Origin of the sequence: Candidatus Pantoea gossypiicola, assembly GCF_008632075.1 — a bacterium.
Taxonomy (GTDB): Bacteria; Pseudomonadota; Gammaproteobacteria; order Enterobacterales; family Enterobacteriaceae; genus Pantoea; species Pantoea gossypiicola.
The window spans coordinates 45,209-59,836 of the sequence record NZ_VWVM01000011.1 but is presented as its reverse complement, the minus strand read 5'-3'; the positions used below and the strand labels follow the sequence as shown (position 1 = coordinate 59,836).

Sequence of the window (14,628 nt, the reverse complement as noted above, 5' to 3'; positions counted from 1 at the left end):
ATTAATCAGCACGAACGTGCTTAAAATATCATTTAAGTTGAATGAGTATGCAGGTAAACAAGGTGTGCCTGCGCAACGTGACGTTGCCAGGATATTGAAAAAAGGCCATACAGAGAAATCACGGATTCGCTGGCGGCATTACAGATTATTCATTTGGCACAATCAGTCAAGGGTTTTAGGCCCTTTGTCCTTAACGTCGCCGATCGGCTATGCGAATGCACCATAAAAGCGCACTTGATCCCGCATCTCCACGCGACGTGCCGGGACGTCAGCAATCTAACTGCGCTATTATGAGGCTGTTTCTCCTCCAGGGAGTTGTTATGAAACAAATTCGTCTGTTGGCGCAGTACTACGTTGATTTAATGGTCAAGCTTGGGCTGGTGAGGTTCTCGCTGCTGCTGGCATCTGCGCTGGTGGTGCTGGCGATGATTGTCCAGATGGCGGTTACGATGGTACTGCGGGGTCATGTTGAGAGCATTGACGTGGTGCGTTCGGTCTTCTTCGGGCTGCTGATTACACCCTGGGCGGTCTATTTTCTGTCGGTGGTGGTCGATCAGCTGGAGGAGTCGCGTCAACGTCTGGCACGGCTGGTAGATAAGCTGGAAGAGATGCGAACCCGCGACCTGGAACTGAACCAGCAGATGAAAGAGACCATCACGCAGCTGAATCAGGAGATCAGCGATCGTAAGAAGGCGGAGCTGGCTCGCGAACAAGTGATGGACAAGCTGCGTGAAGAGGTGACGCGTCGCGAGCAGGCACAGATTGAGCTGGAGCAGCAATCCTCTTTCCTGCGCTCATTCCTGGATGCGTCGCCTGACCTGGTTTTCTATCGCAACATTGATAAGCAGTTCTCCGGCTGTAACCGCGCGATGGAACTGCTGACTGGCAAAAGCGAAAAGCAGCTGATTGGCCTGACGCCACGCGATATCTACGATGATGAAGCGGCAACGAAGGTGCTGGAAACGGACGAGAAGGTGTTCCGTCATAACGTCTCGCTGACCTATGAACAGTGGCTGCAATATCCCGACGGGCGCAAAGCCTGTTTCGAGATCCGTAAAGTGCCTTATTACGACCGCGTCGGTAAGCGCAGCGGGCTGATGGGCTTTGGTCGCGATATAACGGAGCGTAAGCGCTATCAGGACGCGCTAGAGAACGCCAGCCGGGAAAAGACCACCTTTATCTCTACGATCAGCCACGAGCTTCGTACGCCGCTTAATGGCATTGTCGGCCTGAGTCGTATTCTGCTGGATACCGACCTTAACCAGGAACAGCTGAAATACCTGAAAACCATCCACGTCTCTGCCATCACGCTGGGCAACATCTTTAATGACGTGATTGAGGTGGACAAAATCGAGCGCCGCAAAGTACAGCTGGATAATCAACCCCTCGACTTCACCGGTTTCCTCGCCGATTTAGAAAATCTTTCCGGCCTGCTGGCCCAGCCAAAAGGGCTGAAGTTTGTACTCGCGCCGCAACTGCCGCTACCACATATGATTTCGACGGACGGAACGCGTCTGCGTCAGATTCTATGGAACCTGATTGGTAATGCCGTGAAGTTCACTCAGCAGGGCGAAATCGTAGTGCGGGTAGCCTATGAGCAGGACGAAACGCTGCGCTTTGAGGTGCAGGACTCCGGTATGGGTATTCGTCAGGAGGAGCAGGATAAGATCTTCGCGATGTACTATCAGGTCAAAGATCAGCATGGCGGTAAACCGGCGACCGGCACCGGCATCGGGCTGGCGGTTTCACGTCGTCTGGCGCAGGCAATGGGCGGTGACATCCGCGTACATAGCGCACCAGGACAGGGATCATGCTTCACGGTTGAGATCAAAGCGCCACGCATTGCTGAAGAGGTGGAAGATGAAGGCCTGGACGACAGCCTGCCACTCCCTGCGCTGCATGTGCTGCTGGTGGAAGATATTGAGCTGAATGTGATTGTGGCACGCTCGGTGCTTGAGAAGCTGGGTTGCAGCGTCGAGGTCGCTATGACCGGCAGCGAAGCGCTGGCGATGTTCGACCCGCTGGAGTTTGATCTGGTGCTGCTGGATATTCAACTGCCCGATATGACCGGACTGGATGTCTCGCGTGCGATTCGCCAGCAGTATCAGGGAACGCATCTGCCACCGCTGGTTGCGCTGACCGCCAACGTGCTTAAAGACAAAAAAGAGTATTTCGATGCGGGAATGGATGATGTCCTGAGCAAACCGCTGGCAGTACCGGCGCTGACCGCGATGATTAAAAAGTACTGGGATTATCAGGCAGATTCGGAAGAGGAAACCACAGATGCCAGCGATGACAAAACCCGGATGCTGCTGGATGTGGCGATGCTCGAACAGTATATCGAGCTGGTTGGTCCGGCCCTGATTACCCAAAGTCTGACGATGTTTGAAAAGATGATGCCGGACTATCTTGCTGTACTGGAATCGAATCTGATGGCGCGCGATCAGAAAGGCATTGCTGAAGAGGGGCACAAGATTAAAGGGGCGGCGGGTTCGGTCGGGCTGCAGCGTTTGCAGATGCTGGCGAAACAGATCCAGAGTCCTGAATTACCGGCGTGGTGGGACAACGTTGTTGAATGGATTGACGAGCTGAAGCATGAGTGGCGACACGATGTGCAGGTATTGCGCGACTGGGTGGCAGAGCAGGATCAGTCATATGCCGGAAAAAAATGACCCCAGCCGAGGCCGGGGTGCGCGAATACTGCGCCAACACCAGGGAAAATGTTGCGACCGCTATGATTTGAATAATTAATGCAGCCGCAGGGTATTGGTTAACACTGTCATCACCTTAGCAAATTCATCTTCTCATGCGAAAAGATTCATTAAAATTTGTGATATTGAGCAGCGTTTAAATACAGAAAACATTAATTTGGCAACACAGTCAAGCAAGGAATCATTTTCTCTGCTGAATTGCTGATATTTTAATCAAATTTGTGGTTTTTGGTGTGGTTTTGACGCTGCTCAGCTGCAAAGCAAAGGTTGAGCGGCAGTAAATTAAGCTGGCATTAACATCTGCCTCCTGAGGCAGGCTAACGCGCTGATATTGCAAGTGACCGCCCTGAAATGACACGAATTATCCAAAACGATTTGGAATGATAAAAAAGAATCTAAAACTTTGGCCCTTCATTGCGCTGACATCATTGTGCTTACCGAAAGTAACCAGGGCCATAACAACGATGAGTGACGCTCTTAAACGCTGTTTATTTATACGTTATAAGCATGATTCTGTTTAAGCTTTGGGCAGTCCATCATTCATAAAAAAATAATAGTTAAGTATGTTGAATGATTTAAACCAGCGCTTATTTCCCATTATTAAGTGTTTATCTGGAAAGATGCTAAGCAGTGGCAATGAATGGAACCGATTCCTTTTTTCCGGAAGTCCTTGAACTATTTCGAACTGTTGCAGCATTTTGATGCAAAATGATTGAATAAAGTCTGGAAACCGCGATGAGGTTTCCAGCGAAATTTGTGAAAAAGCTGCTTTTCTGGCAGTGATTACATGAGTGATTGATTAAGGTCTGAAACAAGTGTGGGAAGATTGCATGAACAAGCATAAAGAAAGCGTCGGACAGCGTATCAGACGTATTATTGGCCGTATCCTGCTGGTGTGGCTGGGCGTATGGCTGGCGGGAATATTACTCTTTTCGTTCTTACCGGTACCGTTTTCAGCGGTGATGGCTGAACGACAGATTGGTGCCTGGTTACACGGTGACTTTAGTTATGTCGCCCATTCTGACTGGGTCGGACATGATGAGATTTCGCCATGGATGGGGCTGGCCGTTATCGCCTCAGAAGATCAAAAGTTTCCGGACCACTGGGGGTTCGATGTCGCGGCCATTGAATCTGTACTGGATAACAGCGATAGCCGGATGCGTGGGGCGTCCACACTGTCACAACAGACAGCCAAGAATCTGTTTCTGTGGGATGGCCGCAGCTGGGTGCGCAAAGGTCTGGAAGCGGGGCTGACAGTTGGGATTGAGACAGTCTGGACGAAGCGACGTATTCTGACCGTCTATCTTAATATTGCAGAGTTCGGGCCGGGTATCTTTGGTGTTGAGGCAGCTTCACAGCGTTATTTCCACAAGCCAGCCAGCCGGCTTACTGCAGCCGATGCTGCTTTACTGGCGGCAGTTTTGCCTAATCCTATCCGCTATCGTGCTGCTGCACCTTCAGGCTATGTCAGAGAGCGGCAGCAGTGGATAATGCGTCAGATGCGCCAGCTTGGCGGGGAAGGCTTCCTGCAGCGTAACAAGCTCGACTAAGCCTTAGTCCTCATCAAAACCCGCTTCAAACAGCTCAATGACCGCTGCCAGCGCCGGAATTTCCTCCGGGCCGCTGGCTTCAATCTCTATGTGGCCGCCTTTAGCCGAGTCGAGCATGAGCAGCGCAATCACGCTGCTGGCCTCGGCTTCCGTGCCCGCTTCGTTGCGCAGCAATACTTCGGCATCGAAGCTCTGCACCAGCTCAAATAACTTCATCGCCGGACGGGCGTGCATACCCAGCTTATTTTTGATTTCTACAGTTTGTCTGACGGTCATGATTTGCGCTTTTCCAGCGTGCGATGGCGTGACTGTACATTCTTACCGCGCGAACGGAAGTAATCCGCCAGCTGTTCTGCAATATAAACTGAGCGGTGTTTGCCACCAGTACAGCCAATTGCCACGGTAAGATAGCTGCGGTTATTGGTCTCCAGCATCGGCAGCCAGAGTTCAAGATAGCTGCGTGTCTGGTAGATAAAGTTGTGCACTTCAGTGTGGCGGTCAAGGAATGCCGCCACCGGACGATCAAGGCCGGTCATCGGGCGCAGCTTAGGATCCCAGTGGGGATTGGGCAGAAAGCGCACGTCAAAGACATAATCAGCGTCTATAGGAATGCCATGTTTGAAGCCAAAGGATTCAAATACCATGGTCAGTTCGCGTTCACGCTTGCCCAGCAGACGGGTACGCAGCATCTCGGCCAGCTCATGTACCGACATCTCTGAGGTGTCGATGATCAGATCGGCACGCGAACGCAGCGGCTCCAGCAGATCGCTCTCTTCATCGATGGCGCTCTCCAGTGACAGATTTTTGCTGGAGAGGGGATGCAGACGGCGCGTATCGCTGTAACGACGAATCAGGGTATTGCGATCGGCGTCGAGAAACAGCAACTGAGGTGAAAATGTGTCAGGCAGATTATTCAGCGCGGTTTCAAAAATTTCCGGGGATTCAGGCATATTACGAACGTCGATGCTGACCGCCGCCGAAATATTGCGTTCCGCCAGCGAGTTGGCTAACTCAGGCAGCAACACGACCGGCAGGTTATCAACGCAGTAGAACCCCATATCTTCCAGCGCACGGAGCGCCACTGACTTCCCCGAGCCTGAACGACCGCTAACGATCATCAGCACCATGACCTTCTCTCCCGTTTTAAAACCGGCACCGGGCCGGTAAAGCCGCGTTACTGCTCTGTCTGGACTTCCGTAATAATGGCATAGAGCTCTTCATCACTCTGCGCAGCACGCAGACGACGGCAAACCGTTTTATCTGCCAGACGTTTTGCCACCAGTGAAAGGGTGTGCAGGTGTGTTTTGCACTGATCAGCCGGAACCAGTAATGCAAACAGCAGATCGACCGGCTGGTTGTCGACGGCATCAAACGCAATCGGCTGCTCAAGGCTGATAAATACTCCTACCGCACGCAATGTATCCTCTTCCAGCTTGCCGTGAGGAATGGCTATTCCGTTACCTATACCGGTACTGCCCATACGTTCGCGGGTCAGAATCGCTTCGAAAAGCGTCTGGTGCGGCAGGTTGAGCTGCTTAGCGGCCAGTTCGCTGATGATTTCCAGCGCACGTTTTTTGCTCTGGCAGTGTACGCCGCTGCGGGTGCAGTCTGGCGAAAGCACTGTGCTCAATTCCAGTGTAAGATCGTTGTTCATTATCGTTTCACTTGCGTGTTCACCAGGCCATTCACCGCCAGCGCCCTGATATGTGCGACAAACGGCGCTTGCTCAGATGACAAAACGGGGCGGATTATCCGCCCCATACTGTCGGCTCTGCGCGCCAGGCGCGCGTAGCTAGCGTGAAGGTTAGTGTTTTTTCAGTTTATCTTTGTGTTTGGTCAGCTGGCGGGCGAGTTTATCAATCAGCCCATCAATTGCCGCATACATATCTTCCGCTTCGGACGTGGCGTGCAGCTCGCCACCGTTCACGTGGAGTGTTGCGTCAGCCACCTGTGTGACTTTCTCAACCTTCAGGACAATATAGACCTGATTGATATGTTCAAAATAGTGTTCCAGTTTGGCAAATTTACCGCTGACGAATTCACGCAAAGGTGGCGTGATTTCAACATGTTGCCCGGTCAGGTTCAGCTGCATAGGTCTTCCTTCTCATTTCTGTCAAACCAGCTGTTTACGCTGGTTCGATGGCGGGATGGATAAAGACTCACGATATTTGGCGACGGTACGCCGTGCCACCATGATCCCCTGATCGGATAACATGGAGGTCAGTTTACTGTCGCTCAAGGGTTTGGCTGGATTTTCCGCCGAAATTAATTTCTTCACCAGAGCACGGATCGCGGTAGAGGAGGCTTCGCCGCCACCTTCCGTATTAACGTGACTGGAGAAAAAGTACTTCAGTTCAAAAATGCCACGCGGGCTGTGAAGATACTTCTGCGTGGTCACACGGGAAATGGTTGATTCGTGCATCTCAACGGCCTGGGCGATATCGGCCAGCACCATCGGACGCATAAATTCTTCACCCTGCTCGAAGAACGCCTGCTGCTGCTCAACGATACAGCGCGTGACTTTCAGCAGCGTATCATTACGACTTTCCAGACTCTTAATCAGCCAGCGCGCTTCCTGCAGATTACTGCGAATGAACTGGCTGTCGCTGTCATTGCGCGTTGCACCACCCATTGCCGCATAGTGCTGGTTAATCTTCAGACGCGGCACGCTGTCGGCATTGAGTTCAACCGTCCAGCGGTTGCCAACCTTACGCACCAGCACGTCGGGGATAACATATTCCGGCTCGCCGGTGTTGATCGACTGACCCGGACGCGGGTCCAGCGACTGGATCAGCAGCATCGCCTCTTTCAGCACCTCTTCTTTGAGGCGCGTGACGCGCATCAGGCTGCGGAAGTCGTGATTGGCCAGTAGATCGAGATGTTCGCTGACAATCAGGCGCGCTTCAGCCAGCATCGGTGTCTCTGGTGCATACTGGGAAAGCTGAACCAGCAGACAGTCACGCAAATCGCGTGCGCCCACACCAATCGGGTCAAAGCGCTGGATGCGTTTCAGCACCGCCTCAACCTCATCCGCTTCAAGCTCATCGTTGCCGATGCTGTCGAGGATCTCCTCAAGCGAGACGGTGAGATATCCGGTGTCATCGATAGCATCGACGATAGAGGTTGCAATCGCGCGGTCGGTATCGCTGAAAGGCGTCAATTCGACCTGCCACATCAGGTAATCCTGCAGTGACTGCGTGGTTTCGCCCTGATAGACCGGCAACTCATCATCCTGATAATCGGTACCGGTGCCGGAAGGGGTGCCAGCGGTGTAGATTTCATCCCAGGTGGCATCCAGCGGCAGCTCATCAGGCATCTCTTTCTGCTCAAGCGCTTCACGAGTATCCAGCGCTTCGGCTTCCGACGATTCCCGGGAGTCAATTTCGTCATGCAGATCGGTCTGCTCAAGCAGTGGATTACTTTCCAGCGCCAGCTGTAACTCCTGCTGGAGTTCAAGCGTGGAGAGTTGCAGCAGGCGAATCGCCTGCTGCAATTGTGGAGTCATTGCCAGCTGTTGGCTGAACCTGAGTTGTAAACCTTGCTTCATAGACAGGATGGTAGTTCCCAGGTAAACATCGGTATTAACGACACCTTATCAGAGTCTGAACTCTTCACCCAAATAAACCCGCTTAACCTGCTCATCCGCAAGAATTTCATTGGGTGTGCCATGCGCAATCAGGTGGCCCTGGCTGACGATATAGGCCCGCTCACAGACCGCTAACGTTTCGCGCACGTTATGGTCGGTGATCAGCACGCCGAGGCCGCTGTCACGCAGATGCTCAATGATCTTCTTGATGTCGATAACAGAGATAGGGTCAACACCGGCAAAAGGCTCATCCAGCAGAATAAACTTTGGATTGGCAGCCAGTGCGCGGGCAATCTCAACACGACGTCGTTCACCACCCGACAGCGCCTGGCCCATGCTGTCGCGCAGGTGCTCGATGTGAAACTCTTCCATCAACTCTCGGGCGCGATCCTGGCGTTGCTCTTCGGTCAGGTCATCACGAATCTGTAATACTGCCATCAGGTTATCGTAAACGCTGAGGCGACGGAAAATCGATGCTTCCTGCGGCAGATAGCCGATGCCACGGCGCGCACGCGCATGCAGCGGCAGGATGCTGATATCTTCATCATCAATGACAATGCGGCCAGCGTCACGCGGGACAATACCGACCACCATGTAAAAGGTGGTGGTCTTACCGGCACCGTTCGGGCCGAGCAGGCCGACAATCTCGCCGGACTTTACCTGAAGACTGACATCTTCTACCACGCGACGGCCTTTATATGCCTTCGCCAGGTTTTCTGCGATTAATGTGGCCATAGCTATCAGTTACTCTTCTTTCCGCTGTTGGACGAACCTTTATCCTGAAGTTGCGACGGCACCAAAACGGTGGTGACGCGCTTGTTCTGGCCCTGGCTGTAAGCCTGCATTTTCTGCTCTTTTACCAGGTAGGTAATACGATCGCCTTTGATGTTGCTGTCCTGCTGTTCAATGAACGCATTGCCGGTCAGTTCAACGAAATCGTTAGCCAGTTCGTAGTGCAGTTTTGAGGCATGGCCCTGAACCGGCTTACCGCTGTCCTGCATCTGATAGAAAGTGGCAGGATTACCGTAGGCGTCAACGATGGTTTTCTTGCTGTCGCCGCCCGGACGGGTCACCACGACTTTATCCGCCGTGATTTTGATAGAGCCCTGCGTCACGATGACATTGCCGGTAAAGGTCGCGACATTGCCTTGCAAATCCAGCGCCTGATTCTGCGAGTCAATATTGACGGGCTTGTCCGAGTCACCGGTCAGGGCCAGCGCCGGTACGCTGGTTGCCAGTAACATACTGGCCAGTAAAATCTTCAGGCTATTTTTGTTCATTTTGAATTTCATAAGAGGTTTTGACCTTCTCGATTAACTCGGCGTTTTTTGTCCGTAAATTGCCGCGCATTTTCATGCCGGTGGAGTTAAAGCTGCGGCCATACAATGTCACCTGGTCATCAGAGGTAACGTCCTGAGTAACAAGGTTAATCTGTGCGTTATCAGTTTTGATCCGCTCAAGCTGGGAATCCTGCGTCAGCGTATTCAGCTCAACATGGCCATACAGGTAAAGCATACGATCTTTGGTGAGCTTTGCTTTATCCGCGCGTAACGTCCAGGTGGGAATTTTGTTCTCATCAAAGGTGGTCATTACCGGATTGTCGAACCAGCTCAGCTCGTCATCCGAGAAATAGGTCACTTTGTCAGAGACCAGTTTATATGACAGCGCGCCCTGCGGGTTATAAACCACAGTGTGAGAATCATCACTGGTATAGGTCGGCGACTGACTATCCGTCCCGACTGGCGTGCCATCGCCATCCTGGTTGGTAAGATTCCAGCCGATCAAAACCAGTGCAATCAAGGTCAGAATCAGCGTTATCCAACGCCTGCTTTTACTCATACTGATTGCCCTTTGGCATCCTCAAATTTGTTCTGCGCCATTAAGATCAGGTCACATACTTCGCGTACCGCGCCGCGTCCACCCGCAATCCGCGTGACATACTGCGCACGCGGCAACAGGATCGGATGTGCATCCGCCACCGCCACGCTTAATCCCACTTTCGCCATAACCGGCCAGTCGATCAGGTCGTCACCGATGTAGGCGACCTGATCATCAGAGAGAGACAGTTTATCCAGAAGTTCACGATAGGCCAAAAGCTTATCCGATTGTCCCTGATAAAGATGACGGATGCCGAGCGTTTTGCAGCGATCTTCCATCAGACGGGCATTGCGGCCGGTAATAATAGCCACTTCCACATCGGCGGTCAGTAAACAGCGTACACCGTAACCATCCCGCACGTTGAAGGCCTTCAGCTCTTCGCCATTGTTCCCCATGTAGATCACCCCGTCGGACATGACGCCATCGACGTCGCAGATCAGCAGACGAATGTTGCTGGCGCGCGCCATGACGTCAGCACTGACTGGTCCATAGCAGGTGTCAATCGTGGGAGTTGCCTGTTGCATTTTCTTTTCCTGTTCAGACTACGCCAGCGCGCAGCATGTCATGCATATGTACCACACCGAGCAGATGGTCGTCATCGGCCACCAGAATCGAGGTAATGTTTTTGGTCTGCATCAGGTTCAGGGCTTCAACCGCCAGCATATTTGGCCGGACGCGGATGCCGCCTGGCGTCATCACTTCCCCGATGGTGGCGCGCTGAAAATCGATGCCCATATCAAAGATGCGGCGCAGGTCACCATCGGTAAAGATACCTTCAATTTTCATCAGACCATCGACGATGACCGTCAGTCCCAGATTTTTGCGGGTAATCTCCAGCAGCGCATCGCGTAGTGAGGCGTCACGGTTGACGTGCGGCAGCTCATCGCCGCTGTGCATGATATCCGCTACATGCAGCAGCAGTTTGCGGCCCAGCGCACCGCCAGGATGGGAGAGGGCAAAATCTTCCGCCGTGAATCCACGCGCTTCAAGTAACGAAACTGCCAGCGCGTCGCCCATCACCAGTGTGGCTGTGGTGCTGGTGGTTGGCGCAAGGCCTAACGGACAGGCCTCCTGTGGAACATGGACACACAGATGCACATCGGCAACCCGGCCCATGGCGCTGTCAGGCCGTCCGGTTATGCAGATCAGCGTAATGTGCTGACGTTTTAACACCGGAATCAGCGCGAGGATTTCGTTCGACTCACCGCTGTTGGAGATGGCGATCACGACATCATTTTTGCTCACCATGCCCAGGTCGCCATGGCTGGCTTCGGCCGGATGAACAAAAAAGGCGGGCGTGCCTGTACTGGCAAAGGTCGCCGCCATTTTTTTGCCGATATGGCCGGACTTACCCATCCCCATTACCACCACTTTACCCTGACAGGCGTAGATCAGGGCGCAGGCACGGGCGAAATCGTCATTAATATATTGATCGAGCTGTTCCAGTCCCTCACGCTCGATGCGCAGGACGTTTTTTCCCGCCTGCTGAAAATTAAATGCTGTTGGTTGCTGATATGACATAGTGAGTCTGTCCTTGTTAGCCGTCCATGAATGTCGGCTGCATCCACAGCAGCGTCACCCAGACGAAGAAACCACAGAGTAAAATCAGGCCATTGATGCGGCCAACGCGTCGGCGACGCAGCAGGCAGAGCAGGGCAAACAGCACGCTGACGCCCAGCATCACCCAGTAATCACGGGCAAAGGCGTGATAGTCGATACTGCCGGGGTGAATCAGCGCCGGCAGGCCCAGCACAATAGCAATATTATAAATGTTGGCACCGATCAGGTTGCCTATCGCGATATCATCTTCACCTTTCAGTGCCCCGGCAATCACCGTCGCCAGCTCAGGCAGACTGGTACCCACGGCGATAAGCGTCAGGCCCATCACCAGTTCGCTGACGCCAAAATAGTCGGCAAAGGCGGTGGCATTGTCGATCACCATCCGGGTCGACATCGGCAGGATAATCAGCGCGACGGCCAGCCAGAGAAAGGCCACCGTGTTTCCGCTCTCTTCGCGGGGCAGCTCGGCCAGTTGCTCGCGCGTCAGGGTGTCGTTGTTGTCCCGTTCTGCTTTACGCGCAATGCGAATCACCACCATCAGATAAATAGCGGCGATGGCGATCAGGCCAATTCCATCCAGTCGACTAAGCTGATTGTCAAACAGCATGAATCCGCTGAGCAGGGTAACCAGCAACATCAACGGCAGTTCACGACGTATCAGATTAGAATGGACGCTGAGTGGATGCATTAGCGCAGCGGCACCCAGAATGAGTAAAATGTTGGTAATATTCGAGCCGATCGCGGTACCAACAGCCAGATCCATCTGACCATGCTGGGCCGCAGAAAAGGAGAGGATCATTTCTGGCAGCGAGGTGCCTATGCTGACCACGGTCATACCAATGATCAGTGGCGGGATGCCAAACGATCGACACAATATAGAGGCGCTAAACACCAGACGATCGGCACCATATGCCAGTAAAAGCAAACCGATAATCAGCAGTGCAGAAGCTACGAACATGAAAAATCCTTGCGTAAAAACCCGGGCCGGCAATACCTTTCCCGACCGGTTTAAGGTTCTGTTTGGCGAGACAGCCGCTGATTTTGACCGTCTGAACGGCAAAAGTAAATTTAATGACCATTTTCGCCAAATCTTAGCGGTAAGTTTCTGTAAAGCTATCGTGAATCAGGACCGAACACGCTACCATCGTACCCCATGTTTACGCCCGATCCTTACAAGAGGTAATAATGATCCAGCAGCAAACGAATCTGGTTGAGGTTCGTGGCGTGAGTTTTTCGCGCGGAGATCGCACCATCTTCGACGACATTTCGCTGACTGTGCCGAAAGGCAAAGTGACGGCGATAATGGGACCGTCAGGAATAGGGAAAACCACTCTGCTACGCTTGATTGGGGGTCAACTTCAGCCAACCAGCGGGGAAATCTTTTTCCGTGGCGAAAACATTCCGTCATTGTCTCGCGCTAAATTGTATGAAGCGCGCAAAAAGATGAGCATGCTATTCCAGTCTGGCGCGCTATTTACTGACTTAACGGTTTATGAAAATGTCGCCTGGCCGCTGCGCGAACATACCCGCCTTCCCGCACCTATTCTGCACAGCACGGTATTAATGAAGCTGGAAGCCGTGGGGCTGCGTGGTGCAGCTCAACTTAAACCGGCTGAGCTGTCGGGCGGAATGGCGCGTCGTGTGGCGCTGGCGCGCGCGATTGCGCTTGAACCGGAGCTGATCATGTTCGACGAACCTTTTGTCGGTCAGGATCCCATTACTATGGGCGTACTGGTAAAATTGATCGACGAACTTAACCATGCTCTGGGCCTGACCTGTATTGTGGTCTCGCACGACGTACCGGAAGTACTGAGTATCGCGGACTATGCCTACATCGTGGCCGGACAAAAAATTATCGCACACGGCACCACGCCGGAACTGCGAGAGAATAATGACCCGCGTGTCCGCCAGTTCATTGATGGCGATGCGGATGGTCCGGTTCCCTTCCGTTTTCCTGCCGGCGACTATCTCGCTGATTTAACCGGCTCAGGGAGTAACTAAACAGATGGTCTTGAAGGCGCTGGCGTCATTCGGTCGTCAGGGAATTGAAACGTGCGCCAGTTTTGGACGCGCAGGATTAATGCTGTTTCACGCGCTGGTAGGAAAACCCGCGTTTCGCAGACATTCGCCGCTACTGATTAAACAGCTCTATAGTGTTGGCGTGTTGTCGTTACTGATTATTGTGGTGTCTGGCCTGTTTATCGGGATGGTACTCGGACTTCAGGGTTATCTGGTACTGACCACTTACGGTGCTGAAACCAGTCTGGGTATGCTGGTGGCACTGTCGTTGCTGCGTGAGCTGGGTCCGGTCGTGACCGCGCTGCTGTTTGCCGGACGGGCAGGCTCGGCTCTCACGGCTGAAATCGGTCTGATGAAAGCCACTGAACAGCTCTCCAGCATGGAGATGATGGCGGTGGATCCGTTGCGTCGCGTCGTTTCGCCGCGCTTCTGGGCCGGTTTTATTAGCATGCCGCTACTCGCACTGATCTTTACTGCCGTTGGCATCGCTGGCGGTGCACTGGTTGGCGTGAGCTGGAAGGGAATCGATCCTGGTTTCTTCTGGTCAGCCATGCAGAACGCGGTCGATTTCCGCACCGACGTTGTTAACTGCATCATTAAAAGCGCCGTCTTTGCCGTGACGGTGACCTGGATTGCTCTTTTTAATGGCTATGACGCGATTCCCACTTCCGAAGGGATCAGTCGCGCGACAACGCGTACCGTAGTACATGCTTCACTGGCGGTGCTCGGGTTGGATTTTGTGCTGACAGCACTGATGTTTGGGAATTGATGCAATGCAAAGCAAAAAAAGCGAAATCTGGGTTGGCATTTTTATGATTATGGCGCTGATCGCCGCCTTGTTTCTCTGTCTGCGCGTCGCCGATTTAAAGTCGATGGGCACAGAGCCAACGTGGAAACTCTACGCCACGTTTGACAATATCGGTGGTCTGAAAGCCAGTTCGCCAGTCAAAATCGGCGGTGTGGTGATTGGCCGGGTAACGGACATTGAGCTTGAACCGAAAACGCTGCTGCCACGTGTCACGATGGAGATCAGCGATCAGTATGCGAATAAAATTTCAGACACCAGCTCGCTGGCGATTCGCACGCAGGGACTGCTGGGTGAGCAGTTCCTGGCGCTCAACTTAGGCTTTGACGATCCTGAACTCGGTTCGGCGATGCTGAAAGATGGCGATACGCTACGCGATACCAAGTCAGCCATGGTGCTCGAAGACCTGATTGGCCAGTTCCTTTATAAGAGCGGCGATAACAAACAAAACAGTGACAACAAGGATGCGCAGGAAGGCGACAGTGCTGCGCCTGCGGCACCGGCTCAACCTTAAAGAAG

The 14,628-nt window shown here is 53.0% G+C and carries 17 protein-coding genes; 6 read left to right on the top strand and 11 right to left on the bottom strand.

Annotation, left to right across the window (positions count from 1 at the left end):
- The first annotated feature begins 320 nt into the window (after positions 1-320).
- Positions 321-2,672 (top strand): aerobic respiration two-component sensor histidine kinase ArcB, encoded by a 2,352-nt coding sequence (arcB, locus tag F3I20_RS14945; protein WP_150019431.1) that lies wholly within the window; start codon positions 321-323, stop codon positions 2,670-2,672.
- Between the two features lie 869 nt (positions 2,673-3,541).
- On the top strand, positions 3,542-4,261 hold the full coding sequence (gene mtgA, locus F3I20_RS14940) for a monofunctional biosynthetic peptidoglycan transglycosylase (protein ID WP_150011849.1): 720 nt from the start codon (positions 3,542-3,544) through the stop codon (positions 4,259-4,261).
- 3 nt (positions 4,262-4,264) lie between these two features.
- Here mtgA and npr read toward each other — a convergent pair whose 3' ends face one another.
- The 11 genes from npr to F3I20_RS14885 all read right to left on the bottom strand — a co-directional run bounded on the left by npr (position 4,265) and on the right by F3I20_RS14885 (position 12,243).
- Complete coding sequence (npr, locus tag F3I20_RS14935; protein ID WP_010251923.1) at positions 4,265-4,537, bottom strand: PTS phosphocarrier protein NPr; 273 nt, start codon at positions 4,535-4,537, stop codon at positions 4,265-4,267.
- Positions 4,534-5,388 carry an RNase adapter RapZ gene (gene rapZ, locus F3I20_RS14930; RefSeq protein ID WP_010251920.1) on the bottom strand — a complete coding sequence of 285 codons (855 nt, stop codon included), beginning with the start codon at positions 5,386-5,388 and terminating at the stop codon, positions 4,534-4,536. The genes npr and rapZ overlap by 4 nt, the downstream gene beginning before the upstream one ends.
- 47 nt (positions 5,389-5,435) lie before the next feature.
- Positions 5,436-5,915 (bottom strand): PTS IIA-like nitrogen regulatory protein PtsN, encoded by a 480-nt coding sequence (gene ptsN, locus F3I20_RS14925; protein ID WP_013359876.1) that lies wholly within the window; start codon positions 5,913-5,915, stop codon positions 5,436-5,438.
- Positions 5,916-6,065: 150 nt separating this feature from the next.
- Positions 6,066-6,353: a ribosome hibernation promoting factor gene (gene hpf, locus F3I20_RS14920; protein WP_013359877.1), complete on the bottom strand. Its 288-nt coding sequence runs from the start codon at positions 6,351-6,353 to the stop codon at positions 6,066-6,068.
- A gap of 21 nt (positions 6,354-6,374) precedes the next feature.
- Positions 6,375-7,808 carry an RNA polymerase factor sigma-54 gene (gene rpoN, locus F3I20_RS14915; protein WP_150011847.1) on the bottom strand — a complete coding sequence of 478 codons (1,434 nt, stop codon included), beginning with the start codon at positions 7,806-7,808 and terminating at the stop codon, positions 6,375-6,377.
- 48 nt (positions 7,809-7,856) lie between these two features.
- Positions 7,857-8,582, bottom strand: a complete 726-nt coding sequence (gene lptB, locus F3I20_RS14910; protein WP_009092467.1) for an LPS export ABC transporter ATP-binding protein — start codon at positions 8,580-8,582, stop codon at positions 7,857-7,859.
- A gap of 5 nt (positions 8,583-8,587) precedes the next feature.
- Positions 8,588-9,139, bottom strand: coding sequence for a lipopolysaccharide ABC transporter substrate-binding protein LptA (lptA, locus tag F3I20_RS14905; RefSeq protein WP_033731276.1), 552 nt, complete (start codon positions 9,137-9,139; stop codon positions 8,588-8,590).
- Positions 9,114-9,686 (bottom strand): LPS export ABC transporter periplasmic protein LptC, encoded by a 573-nt coding sequence (lptC, locus tag F3I20_RS14900; protein ID WP_013359880.1) that lies wholly within the window; start codon positions 9,684-9,686, stop codon positions 9,114-9,116. Before lptC ends, lptA begins: the two co-directional genes overlap by 26 nt.
- Entirely contained in the window at positions 9,683-10,249 is a 567-nt protein-coding gene (gene kdsC, locus F3I20_RS14895; protein ID WP_150011845.1) for a 3-deoxy-manno-octulosonate-8-phosphatase KdsC, read from the bottom strand. Before kdsC ends, lptC begins: the two co-directional genes overlap by 4 nt.
- Before the next feature lie 13 nt (positions 10,250-10,262).
- The gene (kdsD, locus tag F3I20_RS14890) at positions 10,263-11,246 is read right to left on the bottom strand and encodes an arabinose-5-phosphate isomerase KdsD (RefSeq protein WP_150037901.1); all 984 of its coding nucleotides are present in this window, start codon (positions 11,244-11,246) and stop codon (positions 10,263-10,265) included.
- A gap of 16 nt (positions 11,247-11,262) precedes the next feature.
- Positions 11,263-12,243, bottom strand: a complete 981-nt coding sequence (locus F3I20_RS14885; RefSeq protein ID WP_150011841.1) for a calcium/sodium antiporter — start codon at positions 12,241-12,243, stop codon at positions 11,263-11,265.
- Here F3I20_RS14885 and F3I20_RS23960 point away from each other — a divergent pair.
- The 4 genes from F3I20_RS23960 to mlaD are packed head-to-tail and all read left to right on the top strand — an operon-like array spanning position 12,242 to position 14,623.
- Positions 12,242-12,499, top strand: coding sequence for a hypothetical protein (locus F3I20_RS23960; RefSeq protein ID WP_150037902.1), 258 nt, complete (start codon positions 12,242-12,244; stop codon positions 12,497-12,499). The genes F3I20_RS14885 and F3I20_RS23960 overlap by 2 nt on opposite strands.
- Positions 12,471-13,286 (top strand): phospholipid ABC transporter ATP-binding protein MlaF, encoded by an 816-nt coding sequence (gene mlaF / locus F3I20_RS14880; RefSeq protein WP_150011839.1) that lies wholly within the window; start codon positions 12,471-12,473, stop codon positions 13,284-13,286. The genes F3I20_RS23960 and mlaF overlap by 29 nt, the downstream gene beginning before the upstream one ends.
- Positions 13,287-13,290: 4 nt before the next feature.
- Positions 13,291-14,073: a lipid asymmetry maintenance ABC transporter permease subunit MlaE gene (gene mlaE / locus F3I20_RS14875; RefSeq protein ID WP_033731283.1), complete on the top strand. Its 783-nt coding sequence runs from the start codon at positions 13,291-13,293 to the stop codon at positions 14,071-14,073.
- Positions 14,074-14,077: 4 nt separating this feature from the next.
- Positions 14,078-14,623, top strand: a complete 546-nt coding sequence (mlaD, locus tag F3I20_RS14870; RefSeq protein WP_033731989.1) for an outer membrane lipid asymmetry maintenance protein MlaD — start codon at positions 14,078-14,080, stop codon at positions 14,621-14,623.
- The last annotated feature ends 5 nt before the right edge of the window (positions 14,624-14,628 follow it).

Excerpts from the sequence above, each read along its gene's own strand:
- rapZ (WP_010251920.1), bottom strand. The coding sequence starts at position 5,388 with ATGGTGCTGATGATCGTTAGCGGTCGTTCAGGCTCGGGGAAGTCAGTG.
- F3I20_RS23960 (WP_150037902.1), top strand. The coding sequence starts at position 12,242 with ATGAAAAATCCTTGCGTAAAAACCCGGGCCGGCAATACCTTTCCCGAC.
- lptC (WP_013359880.1), bottom strand. The coding sequence starts at position 9,686 with ATGAGTAAAAGCAGGCGTTGGATAACGCTGATTCTGACCTTGATTGCA.
- hpf (WP_013359877.1), bottom strand. The coding sequence starts at position 6,353 with ATGCAGCTGAACCTGACCGGGCAACATGTTGAAATCACGCCACCTTTG.
- kdsC (WP_150011845.1), bottom strand. The coding sequence starts at position 10,249 with ATGCAACAGGCAACTCCCACGATTGACACCTGCTATGGACCAGTCAGT.
- mlaD (WP_033731989.1), top strand. The coding sequence starts at position 14,078 with ATGCAAAGCAAAAAAAGCGAAATCTGGGTTGGCATTTTTATGATTATG.
- mtgA (WP_150011849.1), top strand. The coding sequence starts at position 3,542 with ATGAACAAGCATAAAGAAAGCGTCGGACAGCGTATCAGACGTATTATT.
- npr (WP_010251923.1), bottom strand. The coding sequence starts at position 4,537 with ATGACCGTCAGACAAACTGTAGAAATCAAAAATAAGCTGGGTATGCAC.
- kdsD (WP_150037901.1), bottom strand. The coding sequence starts at position 11,246 with ATGTCATATCAGCAACCAACAGCATTTAATTTTCAGCAGGCGGGAAAA.
- lptB (WP_009092467.1), bottom strand. The coding sequence starts at position 8,582 with ATGGCCACATTAATCGCAGAAAACCTGGCGAAGGCATATAAAGGCCGT.
- arcB (WP_150019431.1), top strand. The coding sequence starts at position 321 with ATGAAACAAATTCGTCTGTTGGCGCAGTACTACGTTGATTTAATGGTC.
- rpoN (WP_150011847.1), bottom strand. The coding sequence starts at position 7,808 with ATGAAGCAAGGTTTACAACTCAGGTTCAGCCAACAGCTGGCAATGACT.
- mlaF (WP_150011839.1), top strand. The coding sequence starts at position 12,471 with ATGATCCAGCAGCAAACGAATCTGGTTGAGGTTCGTGGCGTGAGTTTT.
- ptsN (WP_013359876.1), bottom strand. The coding sequence starts at position 5,915 with ATGAACAACGATCTTACACTGGAATTGAGCACAGTGCTTTCGCCAGAC.
- lptA (WP_033731276.1), bottom strand. The coding sequence starts at position 9,139 with ATGAAATTCAAAATGAACAAAAATAGCCTGAAGATTTTACTGGCCAGT.
- mlaE (WP_033731283.1), top strand. The coding sequence starts at position 13,291 with ATGGTCTTGAAGGCGCTGGCGTCATTCGGTCGTCAGGGAATTGAAACG.
- F3I20_RS14885 (WP_150011841.1), bottom strand. The coding sequence starts at position 12,243 with ATGTTCGTAGCTTCTGCACTGCTGATTATCGGTTTGCTTTTACTGGCA.